Origin of the sequence: Paenibacillus sp. 1A_MP2 (assembly GCF_052244825.1) — a bacterium.
GTDB lineage: Bacteria > Bacillota > Bacilli > Paenibacillales > Paenibacillaceae > Paenibacillus > Paenibacillus vandeheii.
The window spans coordinates 5980438-5993866 of record NZ_JBQQCS010000001.1 but is presented as its reverse complement, the minus strand read 5'-3'; the positions used below and the strand labels follow the sequence as shown (position 1 = coordinate 5993866).

13 protein-coding genes, 1 tRNA gene and 1 pseudogene are annotated in these 13429 nt (G+C 46.9%); 9 read left to right on the top strand and 6 right to left on the bottom strand.

Annotated features, from left to right (window positions below):
* The first annotated feature begins 67 nt into the window (after positions 1-67).
* The 4 genes from ACTWJ7_RS29610 to ACTWJ7_RS29595 all read left to right on the top strand — a co-directional run bounded on the left by ACTWJ7_RS29610 (position 68) and on the right by ACTWJ7_RS29595 (position 1793).
* Positions 68-137: transfer RNA gene (locus tag ACTWJ7_RS29610), tRNA-OTHER, on the top strand.
* Positions 114-395 carry a hypothetical protein gene (locus ACTWJ7_RS29605; protein WP_443146150.1) on the top strand — a complete coding sequence of 94 codons (282 nt, stop codon included), beginning with the start codon at positions 114-116 and terminating at the stop codon, positions 393-395. Before ACTWJ7_RS29610 ends, ACTWJ7_RS29605 begins: the two co-directional genes overlap by 24 nt.
* Positions 396-421: 26 nt before the next feature.
* Positions 422-1222 carry a nucleotidyltransferase domain-containing protein gene (locus ACTWJ7_RS29600; protein WP_301879775.1) on the top strand — a complete coding sequence of 267 codons (801 nt, stop codon included), beginning with the start codon at positions 422-424 and terminating at the stop codon, positions 1220-1222.
* A 319-nt stretch (positions 1223-1541) separates the two neighbouring features.
* Positions 1542-1793: a hypothetical protein gene (locus ACTWJ7_RS29595; protein ID WP_079349822.1), complete on the top strand. Its 252-nt coding sequence runs from the start codon at positions 1542-1544 to the stop codon at positions 1791-1793.
* 194 nt (positions 1794-1987) lie between these two features.
* Here ACTWJ7_RS29595 and ACTWJ7_RS29590 read toward each other — a convergent pair whose 3' ends face one another.
* A complete protein-coding gene (locus ACTWJ7_RS29590; protein ID WP_024633438.1) occupies positions 1988-2908 on the bottom strand; it encodes an AEC family transporter in 921 nt (306 codons plus the stop codon).
* A gap of 120 nt (positions 2909-3028) precedes the next feature.
* On the opposite strand from ACTWJ7_RS29590, the gene ACTWJ7_RS29585 reads away from it, so the two are divergent.
* The 3 genes from ACTWJ7_RS29585 (at position 3029) to ACTWJ7_RS29575 (ending at position 5909) form a co-directional block, all read left to right on the top strand.
* Positions 3029-3544 (top strand): mismatch-specific DNA-glycosylase, encoded by a 516-nt coding sequence (locus ACTWJ7_RS29585; RefSeq protein WP_301879774.1) that lies wholly within the window; start codon positions 3029-3031, stop codon positions 3542-3544.
* A gap of 273 nt (positions 3545-3817) precedes the next feature.
* The gene (locus tag ACTWJ7_RS29580; protein ID WP_443146149.1) at positions 3818-4315 is read left to right on the top strand and encodes an RNA polymerase sigma factor; all 498 of its coding nucleotides are present in this window, start codon (positions 3818-3820) and stop codon (positions 4313-4315) included.
* Positions 4296-5909, top strand: a complete 1614-nt coding sequence (locus ACTWJ7_RS29575; protein ID WP_301879772.1) for a hypothetical protein — start codon at positions 4296-4298, stop codon at positions 5907-5909. The genes ACTWJ7_RS29580 and ACTWJ7_RS29575 overlap by 20 nt, the downstream gene beginning before the upstream one ends.
* A 152-nt stretch (positions 5910-6061) precedes the next feature.
* On the opposite strand, the gene ACTWJ7_RS29570 is transcribed toward ACTWJ7_RS29575, so the two are convergent.
* Entirely contained in the window at positions 6062-6619 is a 558-nt protein-coding gene (locus ACTWJ7_RS29570) for a substrate-binding domain-containing protein (RefSeq protein WP_443146148.1), read from the bottom strand.
* Positions 6616-7116, bottom strand: coding sequence for a LacI family DNA-binding transcriptional regulator (locus ACTWJ7_RS29565; RefSeq protein WP_443146147.1), 501 nt, complete (start codon positions 7114-7116; stop codon positions 6616-6618). The genes ACTWJ7_RS29570 and ACTWJ7_RS29565 overlap by 4 nt, the downstream gene beginning before the upstream one ends.
* A 483-nt stretch (positions 7117-7599) precedes the next feature.
* Here ACTWJ7_RS29565 and ACTWJ7_RS29560 point away from each other — a divergent pair.
* Positions 7600-8917 (top strand): annotated as a pseudogene (locus tag ACTWJ7_RS29560) (glycoside hydrolase family 125 protein).
* A gap of 300 nt (positions 8918-9217) precedes the next feature.
* Here ACTWJ7_RS29560 and ACTWJ7_RS29555 read toward each other — a convergent pair.
* The gene (locus ACTWJ7_RS29555) at positions 9218-10273 is read right to left on the bottom strand and encodes a Gfo/Idh/MocA family protein (RefSeq protein WP_301879770.1); all 1056 of its coding nucleotides are present in this window, start codon (positions 10271-10273) and stop codon (positions 9218-9220) included.
* Positions 10274-10348: 75 nt separating this feature from the next.
* Positions 10349-11236 (bottom strand): sugar phosphate isomerase/epimerase family protein, encoded by an 888-nt coding sequence (locus tag ACTWJ7_RS29550; protein ID WP_301879768.1) that lies wholly within the window; start codon positions 11234-11236, stop codon positions 10349-10351.
* A 274-nt stretch (positions 11237-11510) separates the two neighbouring features.
* Here ACTWJ7_RS29550 and ACTWJ7_RS29545 point away from each other — a divergent pair, with 274 nt between their 5' ends.
* Positions 11511-12251, top strand: coding sequence for a helix-turn-helix domain-containing protein (locus ACTWJ7_RS29545; RefSeq protein ID WP_443146146.1), 741 nt, complete (start codon positions 11511-11513; stop codon positions 12249-12251).
* Positions 12252-12374: 123 nt separating this feature from the next.
* Here the strand turns inward: ACTWJ7_RS29545 and ACTWJ7_RS29540 are convergent, their stop codons facing one another.
* Positions 12375-13058, bottom strand: coding sequence for a serine/threonine protein kinase (locus ACTWJ7_RS29540; RefSeq protein WP_301879766.1), 684 nt, complete (start codon positions 13056-13058; stop codon positions 12375-12377).
* Positions 13059-13429 lie beyond the last annotated feature (371 nt).

Sequence of the window (13429 nt, the reverse complement as noted above, 5' to 3'; positions counted from 1 at the left end):
TGCAAATGCATGAGGCATAATAAGGTTGTGAAGCGGGGGCAGCAACAAGCTCTGCGGATCAAGATTCCGAGGCGCCAAGGGAGGGTTACTTCGACTGTTAATCGACCAGGTCGTTGGTTCGAATCCAATCGCCTCAGATCATTATGATCACCGATGAACAGCAGAATGAAGGCAGTCCGTTTTATGCCGAGCTTGAACGTTATCGCCGGATGATGAATCCGGAGTTGAAGGCGTTTATCGTGGATATTGCACCTTATCAGCAGGCAATGGTACCACTACGGGATGGTAAAACCTTTTATATCTATGGCTGGAGTGAAACGGTATTGACGTATATTGCCGAGACTGTGGCGGGATATGATACACTCGCTAACCGGGTGCGGGCGATGGATATTTAAATTGGGAAGTGTGGAGGGCAATGAAGATGAATCATGTTCATGAAGAAATGAGAGATACGATTAGACAGCAGCTGAAGCAGATTGAACAGGAGGAGAACGTACGGATCATCTATGCCTGTGAATCGGGCAGCCGGGCGTGGGGTTTCCCTTCACAGGACAGCGATTACGATGTTCGTTTCCTATATGTGAGACCGCTGGAATGGTACTTGTCCATTGAGGATAAAAGGGATGTCATCGAACGCCCGATCAGTGATCAGCTCGATATCAATGGTTGGGATTTGCGCAAAGCCCTGAAGCTGTTTCGCAAGTCGAATCCACCGCTGCTGGAGTGGTTGCAATCCCCGATTCAGTATGACGAACCGTACAGCGTGGCAGAGCATATTCGTGCATTGTCGCCTCTGACCTTCTCACCAAAGTCCTGTATGTACCATTATCTGAATATGGCGAAGGGAAACTTCCGGGATTATTTGCAGGGTGAGCAGGTGAAGATCAAAAAATACTTCTATGTGATGCGCCCACTGCTCGCCTGTGGCTGGATCGAACGTTATGATTCGATGCCGCCGATGGCATTCGAAGAGCTGGTGCAAGAGCTTGTTCCTCAGAGCGGGCCGCTCTATACGGAAATCCATGAACTGCTACGCCGGAAAAAGGCAGGCGAGGAACTTGATCTGGAACCGCAGCTGCCGGCGATACAGGCTTTTTTGGCGGAGAAGATCGCGCATTTTGAACAAATGGCCACTCAGATGGAGAATGAGCAGGTTATTCAATATGAAGAATTGGACCGGATCTTCCGTTTTGCACTGCAAGAGGTGTGGGAGGGTATGTGACCTGCGATTAAGTACGAGGCCGTGCGTATTTACACATCATGAGTCTGAACCGGTGGACCCACGTTTGTAACAGAAATGGTGAAACATGAGACTTCCGATTCCTTTGGATGAAAGGTAATTGGGCAGGTTTGGTACATCCAAGCCTGTTTTTGTTTATTTTTCGTCAAAATATTTCAATTAAGATAATTAAAATAAGGAGTTTTAACGTCAATATAAATAACTAAAGCCCTATATCCTTCCATTCTATTCTGGGTAATAATTAATAGTAAGCAAGTGGTCATCATAATTTCTCACAACGTAACGATAGGGGGTAACCTGTATGGCGTCATATGTACTGCTGGTGAAGCAGATGGAGGACGATGAAAAGGTTATTTATCGATTCGGACCGAATGAGCGGAAGATGGGACTCATTGAAATGAATAAGGTCAAGGAAAGTGTGAAGGAACTGGAGCCTGTTCAGGTGGACGGGGTAAGTCCAAGTTTTTACTTCAATCGGGCCGCGCAGCGACTGGTGCGTTGTTTGTTCAGAGAAGGTGGCAAGTTCCCGGAACGGACGACGTTTGAATCTTAGTTCTCTTTAGACTGACAAGTCGTACAAAGGATTTGATCAGATGGAATATGCAGGTAACAAAAGAGGTTCAAGCGCACCCGGAGTATAGGGCGCGTTTGGACTTTTTTAAGTTGAGCTGTCATCAACCGCTTAACAAAAAAAAGTTCACAGCTCCTTGCGGGAGAGTGAACTAGTCATGTTATAAAAGTATAAGGTCAGAATGTCTTTGCAAAAGAAATAAGTGCGGTAATCGTAATGATGTTAAGCAGCGTCGAGATCAGAACTGTCTGGGCGGCAAAATCGGGCTCGTTATCATATTCCTCCGCCAGAATGGACGCATTGACTCCGGTAGGCATACCCGATGCAATAATGAGTGCCTGAGCGGCGATGCCTTGCAAACCGAGCAGCAGCACGATGGAAATCCCAATGGCTGGGCCAATCAGCAAACGCAAAAATGTGCTAATATACACATCAAGACGATACAGGCGGATCGGATATTTTACAATTTGCGCTCCGAGTGTTAATAGGGCTACAGCCACCATACTTTGCTGCGCATAGGTCAAAGGCATGGACAGGAAGGTTGGCAGTGGGATATTTCCCATATGAAACAAAATGCCGAGCAACAACGCATAAGGAACGGGCATTTTTAGAAATCCAATGATCACCGCACGGTAATTGCCTTTGAGCTTCGCACCCTGAATGGACAACACACCATAGGTAAAGGTCAGCAATGCCTGTAAAGACATGACCAATGCCTGGATGGAAGAGGCCAGTGGATCGCCACGGAATACCAGGGAGTTGATGGGCAGGCCATAATTGCCTGCGTTGTCCAGCATGATACTGTTGTTGAAGGCGGCCTTCATGCCTTTATTCATCCGAAGCGAACGTGCGAACACAGACCCCACAATATAGAGAATAACTACATATAAAGCGTAAAAAAGCGTAACGGTTCCGAGCAACTCGCCCGACATATCGGAGTGATACATGCTCATAAAGACGGCTGCGGGGGTAATACAATAGAAATTGATTTTGGCGAGGGTGTACAAGTCCAACTTGAACACCTTTTGCATCCAGGACCCGACGGCAATCAGGAGAAAGACGGGTAGGACGACTTCAAGCATGATGTCTGCAATCATCAGTTCAGCTTCCTTTTTCATGAAAATTTCAGTCCGATTCGAAAATACTTCAACCATTATATCATTTTATACACAGATGAAAGATGTAAATGACTAAAAAAGATAAGGGGGCTTTTCTTTATGATTCCAGATCATCTGGATTATGGTTTATCGATCTTATTTATCGGATTTAATCCCAGCATTACGTCTGGAGAGACAGGTCATCATTATGCCTACAAAGGAAATCGTTTCTGGCGCATTCTTGAACGCTCCGGATTGACCCCTCGTTTATATGATGCACAAGAAGATGGAGAGTTGCTGAAGCTGGGATATGGATTTACGAATATTGTGGCCCGGCCGACAAGAGGCATGGACGATATTACGAAGGAAGAATATGCAGAGGGACGGAAGATTTTACGGCAAAAGCTGGAGGAATACCGACCGGACATCGCCTGTTTCGTTGGAAAAGGAGTATACAATCAGTACAGCCAGCGTGCCAAAGCGGAATGGGGATTTCAGGACGACCCGATCGTCAAGGAAATTCATGAATTTGTTGCCCCATCATCCAGTGGATTAGTGCGCATGTCGATGGACGAAATTGTAGCGATCTATTCACAGCTTAGTGATTTTGTCTCAGAGAAAAGCAGGGACGACTGAAGAAAGAAGCAAGGAAAGAACTTTGAATTACAGTCAGTGCAGCGTCACAAAGAACCAAGAATGGTTGTAGAGTTCGCCCATCCGGTTTTCATCTGGTGGCGCGAATTCTTTTTTTTGGATAAAGTGAGAGGTTTCGGGAAGTGCTTCCGTCTATTATAGTACAGAACCATGCATGGAAGCTGTAGAGAAGGGGGATTACATGACTCAACAGATACCAGAGGAGGAGCTCATTCAGCGTATTATTGCGGGGACAAACAGCTGTTTGCTGTGCTCGTGGATCGATATAAAAATAAAGTATTCGGCATTTTGCGCGGAATGGGTGCGAGTCATCAGGATGCACAGGATCTCGCTCAGGATACGTTTCTGCGAATTTACCGTTATCTTCCGACACGAAGGGAAGGAAGCAGTTTCTCATCCTGGGTGTACACCATCGTTGTGAATCGGATGCGGGATTTTATGCGGCAACAGAAACCTGTGATGACCGCTGTTCATACGGGTTTGGAACAAACCCATGGTGAAACGCCAGAGAAACATGTACTGCATAAGGAGATGCAACGTGAAATCTATCGGCAGATGGAGCAACTGCCGGAATCGTATCGGCTTGTGCTGCTGCTTAAATATACGAATGAGTTGAGCTACGAAGAGATTGCAGATATTACGGAGATGAGTGCCGCACAAGTGCGTAATGCACTTTATCGAGGGAAGAAAACGTTGAAGAAACAAATGGAGCGCAAAGGAGGTTTATCAACGTATGAAGCCTATTCCAAATGATGAGGATCGATTGTGGGAACAGCATTTGTTCCGTGAGGAACCGGATGCGGACTTTACGCTTGAGGTGATGCGGAAGCTGGAAGGGGTGTCTATGGAGAGTGACAGAACAGTGGAACCATATACCAAAAAGGAGCCTAAAGTTAGACGGGTATATCGAACAGGAATTGCTGTTGCAATTGTGTGTCTGCTTACAGGAAGTGCATGGCTGGCCCGGGATTGGACAGGGGCAGAGGAACGCACTATTGTGAACGCCATAAATACTCCTACACTCCCAAATATTCCTGTGCCAGAGGCGCTGAGATATTCCAGTTTGGCGGAAGATTACAAACGTCTTAAACCTCTTGGACTTGTGGTTAATCCGAATATTCAGATTGATGATAAGGGCTACAAGCTCAAGATTGAAGATGTGCTTGTAGACCGTTCTCAGATTGTACTAAACATGCAGCAAACAGCACCTGATGGGACAGGAATATCCGTGTTATATCCTGAAATGGGAAGAATTCATGTTACTGATGAAAAGGGGAGAGAGGTTGCAACCATTGCGAGGGATACCAGAATAAGCAGTGGCTCTCTTAATAAATTTGTATTTCAGTTGCAGCAAGATGTCCCTGACAAGGTGATTGTGCATGGAGAATTGGAACATATAGGAGTAGGAGATTTCTATAATTTTGTGAAAGAGCCATATGAGGATAGTGATGTAACGGTGGATTGGAGTTTTCAGTTCAGCATCGATATGACCAAAGCCAAATCACTGGCTGTTGAGGCTCCTATGAACAATACCTACACCACTCCTGAGGGTTTGAAACTGGATATGACACAGCTCGTACGTACGCCAAACGGGACCCGCCTTGACATGAACATCAGTCTGGATGATGAGCTTCAAGCCAAAGCTGATGAGAACTGGGCGAACTATTTGAGCATCATTTACCATCTTGAGATCCCTGAAACCAATGAATATCGAATTTTCAATGGGTTTAGACCAAATGCCCGTGAAGCCAAGTTTCGGCTTCATGATCAGAGTGGCATGAGGGACGGAGGACCGCTGAAGTTATCGGAGACATGGGATCCTTCTTTTGTTACGGTTGATGCTAAGAACATTCGCTTTGTCCTGGATGGTTATACCCTCCTGGTGAAAGAAGAGAAATCAGTGGAAGTTGAATTGGATAAGAGGCGTACGGACATTGCATTTCATACCTTTGTAAAATTTGAGCAGCTTGGCGATAAGATCCTATTTGATGATTTTGATTATAAGCCTGTTCCGGAATCATCTAACTTTCAGAAGAGTAGTGTGAATAAAGGATATTCCCTTGTTCTTAATGGAACAGGGACGTTCCGAAATGCTTTCGTGGGTGATCGCTGGATAGCGGTAGATTCACAAGGGACGGAATATCCTGTTGAAGTGGTTGGTTATCCAGACCAGCCGAATAATAACGGTGAATACGTTGCCGATAAACTGAAATTGATCATCCGTGGTTTTTACAAAGAAAACGGTACGAAATTCACCCTAAAAAGAACCGTAGTTAACCGAGAATACCGTGATGTGAATTGGGCAGTGGATCTTCCGTCGTACACAAGCCTTCCTTGGCAAAAATAACAGTCAAGAAGATTATTCTCTGCCAAGAACGGAACGGAGCTTGGTATGAATAACAAGATAGAGATGAAAGGCCTCGCATAATAACATGCGGGGCCTTTTTGGTATTCAAAAAGTTAAGTTGCTCAGACACTAAGGAGGTTGCCCACATTAAATTACGCCGATTCCCTTGGAATAAGAGAAGTGGATAACATGACTGTTTCCTTTGGTGTACCAGGGCGTTCAATCCGACGCTGCAAAGCCTCGATCGCGCGCTGACCGAGTTCCTCTTTGCAGAGATTGACTGTGGTCAGGGGAGGGGACGATGTAGCGGCGGCATGCACATTGTCGATACCTATGACAAGGCAGTCCCCGGGCGTGGAGAAACCCATTTCCTGCAACTTATTCATCCACTGCAAGGCGATATCATCATTGACACCAATCCAGGCATCGGGTCGCTCGTCCTGCGGCATATTTTTGATGGTAGCAGCCAATTGGTCGATCCATTCGCCGTTCTCATAAGGAATATTCCATTCTCTGAAGGTAGTCATACGACTGCTGTCTGCGTGAAAATGGTTCAAGGCCAGTTCGATGCCGATCTTCCGCTGCGCAAAACTGGCAGCCCGGCCATCATCCGTAATCAGACCGATGCGGCGACACTGCATCGACATTAAATATCTCGCCACAGTAATACCTGCTTCCAGGTTATCATGGCTGATGGTATCACAGTTCAACAGAGGCTCCTGATGATCCACAAGCACAATAGGGCGACCTGTCTGAGCCAGTCGTTGCAGGACAGCATGGGGAAAGCACCCATGACGATGACCCCGGCACACCTTTCCCAGTCCAAGTGAGGAGCGATTGCCCGTTCTGGAGGCGTGTGTTCATCAGCGACTCCCAGAGAGGGAGATACAATGGCATGATGCCATCCTCTTTCATTACAGGCAGAGATCATGCCGGAGAGTACACGCTGCCAGTAGTGCGGTTCGCCACGGTTGAGCTGATTCATGCAGATGAGAGCAAACGGCGGCTCAGATTGATCTTCATTTCCCGTGGGCACAGCGCTACTGCCTGGGGTGCTCTGGCGATATCCCAATGCACGGGCTAATTCCAGCACACGGGCACGAGTCGCTTCACTTACGCCTGTTTTGCCGCTGAGCGCGCGGGAGACAGCATATTTGGATAATCCAAGCTGGTCAGCCAGCGACTGGATGGATACTTTACGTGACATTTCATTACTCCTTCATATGTAAATAATTTGCATAAATCTAACGTGTCATTTCAATCTATATAAATTGAACAAAACATTTACACGATAACGGAGAGGTCAGAAATAACCTGAAGAAGCGGAGCTAGAAGCTTTCTAAAAGAAAGCTGCATCGAAAGCATACGCTTCGCCTTTATCCCCGGATTTTTCCCTTTGAAAAAGGGAATTCAAAAAAATCTGGGGATAACAGCGATCGGAAGGTTGTTCTGTCATCGGAGTGGCAAGTAGTAAATATTCTTTTGTTCAATTTATATATACAAGATATGATCGAATTTTTTTTTCAATGAACCATCCGTTATGAATTGACGATCATGCTCCGGCACAGTACACTTACAAATAATAATGTTATTATAAATTATCATAACGAAAATAACAATAGATCACAAGCTTTGAATACATCCAATGAAACCATTTTTGGAAAACTTCATCTCAAAGGAGACGACATCCATGGAACAGTTCAGATTACCGAAAATCCCTATGCCGCATCTGGAATTGCCGCAAGCTGTGCAGAACATTCTCACCGAGGCCGAGGAACAGCTGCAACATAGACCCAAATTGTTGGCGCAGTTCCGTAACTGTTTTCCCAACACGTTGGAAACGACGACAAAGCTATTGGATGATGGGACAACCTTTGTAATTACAGGGGATATCCCGGCCATGTGGCTGCGTGATTCAGTGGAGCAGGTGATGCACTACGTACCGCTGGTAAAGGAAGACGAACAGCTGCAACGGATTATTGGGGGATGATCAAACGGCATACATTCTATGCGGACATCGATATTTATGCCAATGCGTTTAATGAAACGGCTAATGGATGGCATTGGGATGCGAATGATGAGACAGAGATGTCGCCTTGGGTGTGGGAACGCAAGTTTGAGTTGGATTCACTTTGTTTCTCTATGCGGCTCGCCTATGCGTATTGGCGTGAGACAGAATTGACGGATATATTTGACGAGCGTTTCAAGAGGGTGATGGAGAGCATAGTAAGTCTATGGAAAACAGAGCAGCGCCATGGTGAGCAGTCCCCATATCGATTCATGCGCCGGAATTGTCCAGCCCATGATACGCTCAACAACGAAGGATTAGGGATGCCTGTAAACTATACGGGGATGATCTGGTCCGGCTTCCGCCCAGCGATGATGCATGTGATTTTCATTATAATATTCCAGCGAATATGTTCGCAACGGTGACTCTGCGCCAAATGGGGGAGATTGCTAGGTGGGTATTTCGAGATGAGAAGCTGGTCAGCGAGATGGCGCATCTGGAAGAAGAAATACGTCACGGTATTTCCTTATACGGTACTTACCGTCACCCCGAGTATGGGCAGATTTATGCCTATGAGACAGATGGTTACGGCAACTTTTGCCTCATGGATGATGCAGGTACGCCGGGGCTTATGTCTATTCCGTATTTCGAGTATGCTTCCACCGAGGATAGCGTGTACCAGAATACACGCCGCTTTATTTTGAGCAAGGAAAATCCATTCTATTATGAAGGACAAGTCGCCAAAGGCATCGGCAGCCCCCATACACCGCCTGGATACATCTGGCACATGGCGCTGTCCATGCAGGGTCTCACCGCAGACAATGATAAGGAAATGCTGGAGATGATTGAGCTGCTGGAGAACACGGATGCAGGTACCGGGTACATGCATGAAGGCTTTCACTCGGATGATCCAAACACGTTCACAAGGCCATGGTTTGCTTGGTCGAACAGCCTGTTCTCGCAACTAGTGTACAAGGCAATGAAAAAAGGGATCCTATAAAATAATGTAAGTTCAAAAAAATAACTACCTGCAAAGCAACCGTTCCGGTTACGAATCGTTCTTTCGATCGCTGTTATCCCCGGATTTCCTGATCGCCTTTTGCAAAGTCGAAATCCGGTGATAAAGGCGAACACTTCGTTTCTCCAGAATCGATTTCGTCCCCTGCACTGCGTTTGCTATTTGGCATGACATTTTTTTGCCTACATCATTTCTAGAATAGAAGCGTAAGCAGACAAAAAGCCCAAACTGCAGAAGGTTCACAGTTTGGGCTTGATTTGTTATGAAATGAAGAACTCAACACTATACAGTCTTCATCAAATCGGCAATGAACACCTTTTGACCTGTGCGGGCACTTTCGAGGGACGCAAGGACCATGGCCATGCTGAACTGGTTGTCACTGCAATCGGTCTCAGGCCGTTGCCCGGACTCCAGCGCTGCGAACATGTCTTCGAGACACCCGTGATGTCCTGTTTTCTCCATGACAGGCTGCTCTCCTTCAATCCGCTCACACGGTTGGAAAAAGGATGGCTTGCCTTCTGCATCCAGATGCTGTGCAGAAACGACTTCAGCATAAATGTCATCATGTCCATCCCATATGGCGGTTCCTTTTTCTCCGGTTACGCGCCAGGATGCTTCCCATGAAGTAGGCACACCTTCTGCACACCAGGACCCACGATAGTTAAACACGGAGCCATCGGACATCTCAAAGATGCACAATGCCATCGCATTGCCCTTATACCACGACCCTGGAGGATTGAATTCGTGGCAGTAGACCGAGACCGGATTCGCACCGAGAATATATCGTGCCTGGTCGAAGGTGTGAATCGCCATATCCAGCAGCAGTGGACTATCCATTAGATCGCGAAAGCCTCCAAAATGCGGTCCAAGGAAGAAGTCTGCCCCTGCAAAACCGACCCGACCAATCGTTCCATCGGAAATCAACTGCCGGTAGGCGCGAATGCGCGGATCGAAACGGCGATTTTGCATCACTGCCTGAATTTTACCTGTACGGCGTGCAGTCTGAACAATATCTTCACAGTCAGAGAAGGATTCCGCCAGAGGTTTTTCGCCAAATACATGACATCCTTGTTGTAACGCCGTCATAGCAATATCGTGATGGCTCGCTGGAATGGTGACATCAAATACGATGTTGGCTTCTGTTGCGCGAATGGCCTCACTGATATCCGTAAACGTGGGACAGGAAAGGCCGTGTCGTGCAGCGAGTGCGACAGCAGTCTGTTCATACAGATCGACAAGCCCTACAATTTCCGTGTCTGGCCTTTGCATGGCGTAATCGACCCAGGTGTTAGACATGGCCCCACAGCCTGCCACAATCACCCGATAAGGATGACTCATCCTATCATCTCCTTATGCTTTTCATTTTCTATGTTCTTGCAATAGATATCATGTAACTCAATGTTAATCCCGTTTCTATACCGGATTGGGCACAAAATCCCCACCGCGACATTGTTTTAAATACCTTAGTGCGTGTACCTGTCCGGTCATTTCGAGTTCGTCTTTGTAGACAGGATCATGCCAGCCTTCAATATCGATTGTTCCTTGATACCCGTTTTGTCGCAGAATCGTAATGATGTCAGACCAGTTGGTATCGCCGAAGCCGGGCGTACGGTGCCAGACAAATTCACGTGGGCCGTGAACGCCATATTCTTTGACGATGTCCCAGGCGATGGTGGCATCTTTGCCATGCACATGGAACACTTTAGGCGCCCACTTGCGCAGCTGCGGAATAGGGTCGATCAGACTGGACATTTGATGGCATGGCTCCCATTCCAATCCGATGTTTTCAGCGGGTACCGCATCGAACATCATTTCCCAGGCGGTTGGATTATGTGCAATGTTCCAGTCGCCCGTCTGCCATGTACCACCCATATCACAGTTTTCAAAAGCAATGCGCACACCCCGGTCCGCTGCCCGGCGTGCCAGTTCTCCAAACACTTCCTTGAACCGTGGAATCGATTGGTCAATCGGCTGATCGGTGAGTCGTCCAGTGAACCCGGAGACGATGTCCGCTCCGAAGAGCTGGGCATGGTCAATAGCCCGTTCCCAGCTGGCCAGTGTGTCGGCGTTATCCCCGGTTCCAGTAAGCGGATTGCCAAATACACTTACTGCAGAGATGATAACTCCCTGTTCGTCGACGATTTCACGGACACGTTTCGCTGTTTCGGCGAGGTCCAGATCACCCGTCGTTTGCCAGAAGGTCAGATTGAAGGATTCGAAGCCGTGTTTCATGATCTGTGGAATGACGCGAACTGCGTCGTGGCCACCTACGAGGGTGCCTATTCGTAACGGATTATTCATGGTTGTATTTCACTCCAATATTGGCTTATAGTACTTCGTGACACACTCATTATAGCCGGGCGTCTGCCGGATGGCTCTATACAATCTTGTGCAATATTAGTCTGATCTTGTGGGGAAGGGGAAAATGTATGCTGGATCTGAAAGCGCTTCACGAAAATACCCGCATTGACCATAAATCTCATCCATTTCAGCTGTTCCAGAATCGTTGTCGGGGATGAGAACGGAAGAATGCATTCTGTACTTGCATTGGCATGAACACTTTGAGCTGATTTTTATGCGAAAGGGAAGTGCTTTGTTTCATATCGACAGCAGGCCCTATGTCGCTCAAGCAGGTGAGGTCATTATCATTCCTGGAGGGGCACTGCATGTCGGGTATGCTCTGGAGGAAGGGGATATCAACTATGATTCAGTCGTGCTCAACAGTGCATTATTTCATGATTTTACCCATGATCCCGTTCACTTGAAATATGTTGCGCCATATCTTGAAGGAAAGGTAAGGTTCCCGGTAAAACCAGCGGAGCATGACATAGCCTGTCAGGGCTATTATTCCCTGTTGGATGAAGCTATTGAGGAGATGGCCTCACAGCCGCCAGCTTACCAACTGGTTGTGAAGTCCAAGCTGCATGCCTTGTTCACCCTGCTTGCACGAACCTTTATGCCACATCAACTTTCTGATAAAACAGCCCAATCCTATTTTCCCAATCGAGAACGATTCAAACATTTGATTGAGCAGATTGAAGCGGAGCCGACAGGAAAAATGTCTGTTACCGAGGCAGCGGGCCAGGTGGGGCTGAACACGTATCATTTTTGCAAAATGTTTAAAAAACTGACCGGACGCACCTTCGTGGAATATGTGAACGGGTGTCGAATGACAAAAGCCGAACAGCTGCTGCAGGAGAGCAGTATGACCATTACCGAGATCGCTGCTCAGGTTGGTTGCGAGAACGCCAACTATTTTACAAAGCTGTATAAACAATATAAAGGGATGACACCCTCCCAAGGGCGGTTGAAATAAAGTCCTAGCATCAACATCGTCAACATCGAACATACAAAAATCCGGATACTCGCGCATTTCTGGCGGTAATCCGGATTTGTTTTATGAATATCAGAACTACACTTGATCTGTTTATGAAGATGCTTATTTCATGAATTTGGAGAATAGTCGGTTAGCCTTTTTGGAGAGGTCGTCCAGTTTGACGTTGGCCTGATCGAGTTGATTATATCCCCATTTGATCGTTTGCAGCATGCGTGGGGATATGGGCGTACCCTTGATCCGTGGATAAATGTTGTGATAGGCCCAGACGAGATGCTCCCAGCGATTATCATTGCCGTCCTGAATATACTCCGATACGTCGATGACTTTCCCGCGTCCATTCTGGAGAATTACATTTTTCAGGTGAATGTCCCTTGGGTTCAGGCCGCGGCTGCGCACGGCTTCACGCGCGTCGTCTACATCGAGCATGACCTGCTCGGGCACCGGGATTCCCTTTTCCAGACATTCAAGCAAGGTATCTCCCGCTTCAAAACTGATCACAAGAATATTCCGGCCGCTGCCGTAATAGGTAGGGAAATAAGGCAGGCCTTTGAGCTGTTCATAAACCTGTTTTTCATTTTCCAGTTTGTCCAGGGCATGATCTGAGTACATCTTGAAGGCATACTGCGGCAATCCGTCATACGTAAATACCGCCGCATCCGTTCCTGTGCCAATGCAATTCAATCCTTCTACATGGCCTATGATGTTCACGAGCTCATTCCGGTCGCTTCCGATGACTTGGATTTGTTGTAATGCTTCTTCCGCCTGGAACCAATCCGGTCGATTCATGGGTGGTGCCTCCTTTTAGGATATGCCTGTACCATATTTTTTCATATAAGATCAACTCATGAGTTTTACACTCGGCCGCTCCGCGTGCAGAATAATCCTTATATTTGAAGTTTTAACGAACCGAGTAAGTCTTATTACGTGGAAATCGCCAGATTTCAAAATTTAACGAATCGTAGGCGCTCTATTGCACCGCTTTGCCACGTTGTACAATTAGAATATAGTTAAATAGCGTGGCTGGAGTTCGTTAGATCTTACAACGTCCGCGTTATCAACATAATAAGGTGTACTGGATTCTTTAGCGCCGGGACCAGCTTCTGCTCTCGCGTTTTAGTGTAAGTCAAGGTTCATCTTATATCAGAGCAAAATCCTGT

What these genes read in the sequence shown, in the direction of transcription:
- ACTWJ7_RS29600 (WP_301879775.1), top strand. Translation starts at nt 422, where the DNA reads ATGAATCATGTTCATGAAGAAATGAGAGATACGATTAGACAGCAGCTG.
- ACTWJ7_RS29595 (WP_079349822.1), top strand. Translation starts at nt 1,542, where the DNA reads ATGGCGTCATATGTACTGCTGGTGAAGCAGATGGAGGACGATGAAAAG.
- ACTWJ7_RS29590 (WP_024633438.1), bottom strand. Translation starts at nt 2,908, where the DNA reads ATGATTGCAGACATCATGCTTGAAGTCGTCCTACCCGTCTTTCTCCTG.
- ACTWJ7_RS29585 (WP_301879774.1), top strand. Translation starts at nt 3,029, where the DNA reads ATGATTCCAGATCATCTGGATTATGGTTTATCGATCTTATTTATCGGA.
- ACTWJ7_RS29575 (WP_301879772.1), top strand. Translation starts at nt 4,296, where the DNA reads ATGAAGCCTATTCCAAATGATGAGGATCGATTGTGGGAACAGCATTTG.
- ACTWJ7_RS29565 (WP_443146147.1), bottom strand. Translation starts at nt 7,116, where the DNA reads ATGTCACGTAAAGTATCCATCCAGTCGCTGGCTGACCAGCTTGGATTA.
- ACTWJ7_RS29555 (WP_301879770.1), bottom strand. Translation starts at nt 10,273, where the DNA reads ATGAGTCATCCTTATCGGGTGATTGTGGCAGGCTGTGGGGCCATGTCT.
- ACTWJ7_RS29550 (WP_301879768.1), bottom strand. Translation starts at nt 11,236, where the DNA reads ATGAATAATCCGTTACGAATAGGCACCCTCGTAGGTGGCCACGACGCA.
- ACTWJ7_RS29545 (WP_443146146.1), top strand. Translation starts at nt 11,511, where the DNA reads ATGCGAAAGGGAAGTGCTTTGTTTCATATCGACAGCAGGCCCTATGTC.
- ACTWJ7_RS29540 (WP_301879766.1), bottom strand. Translation starts at nt 13,058, where the DNA reads ATGAATCGACCGGATTGGTTCCAGGCGGAAGAAGCATTACAACAAATC.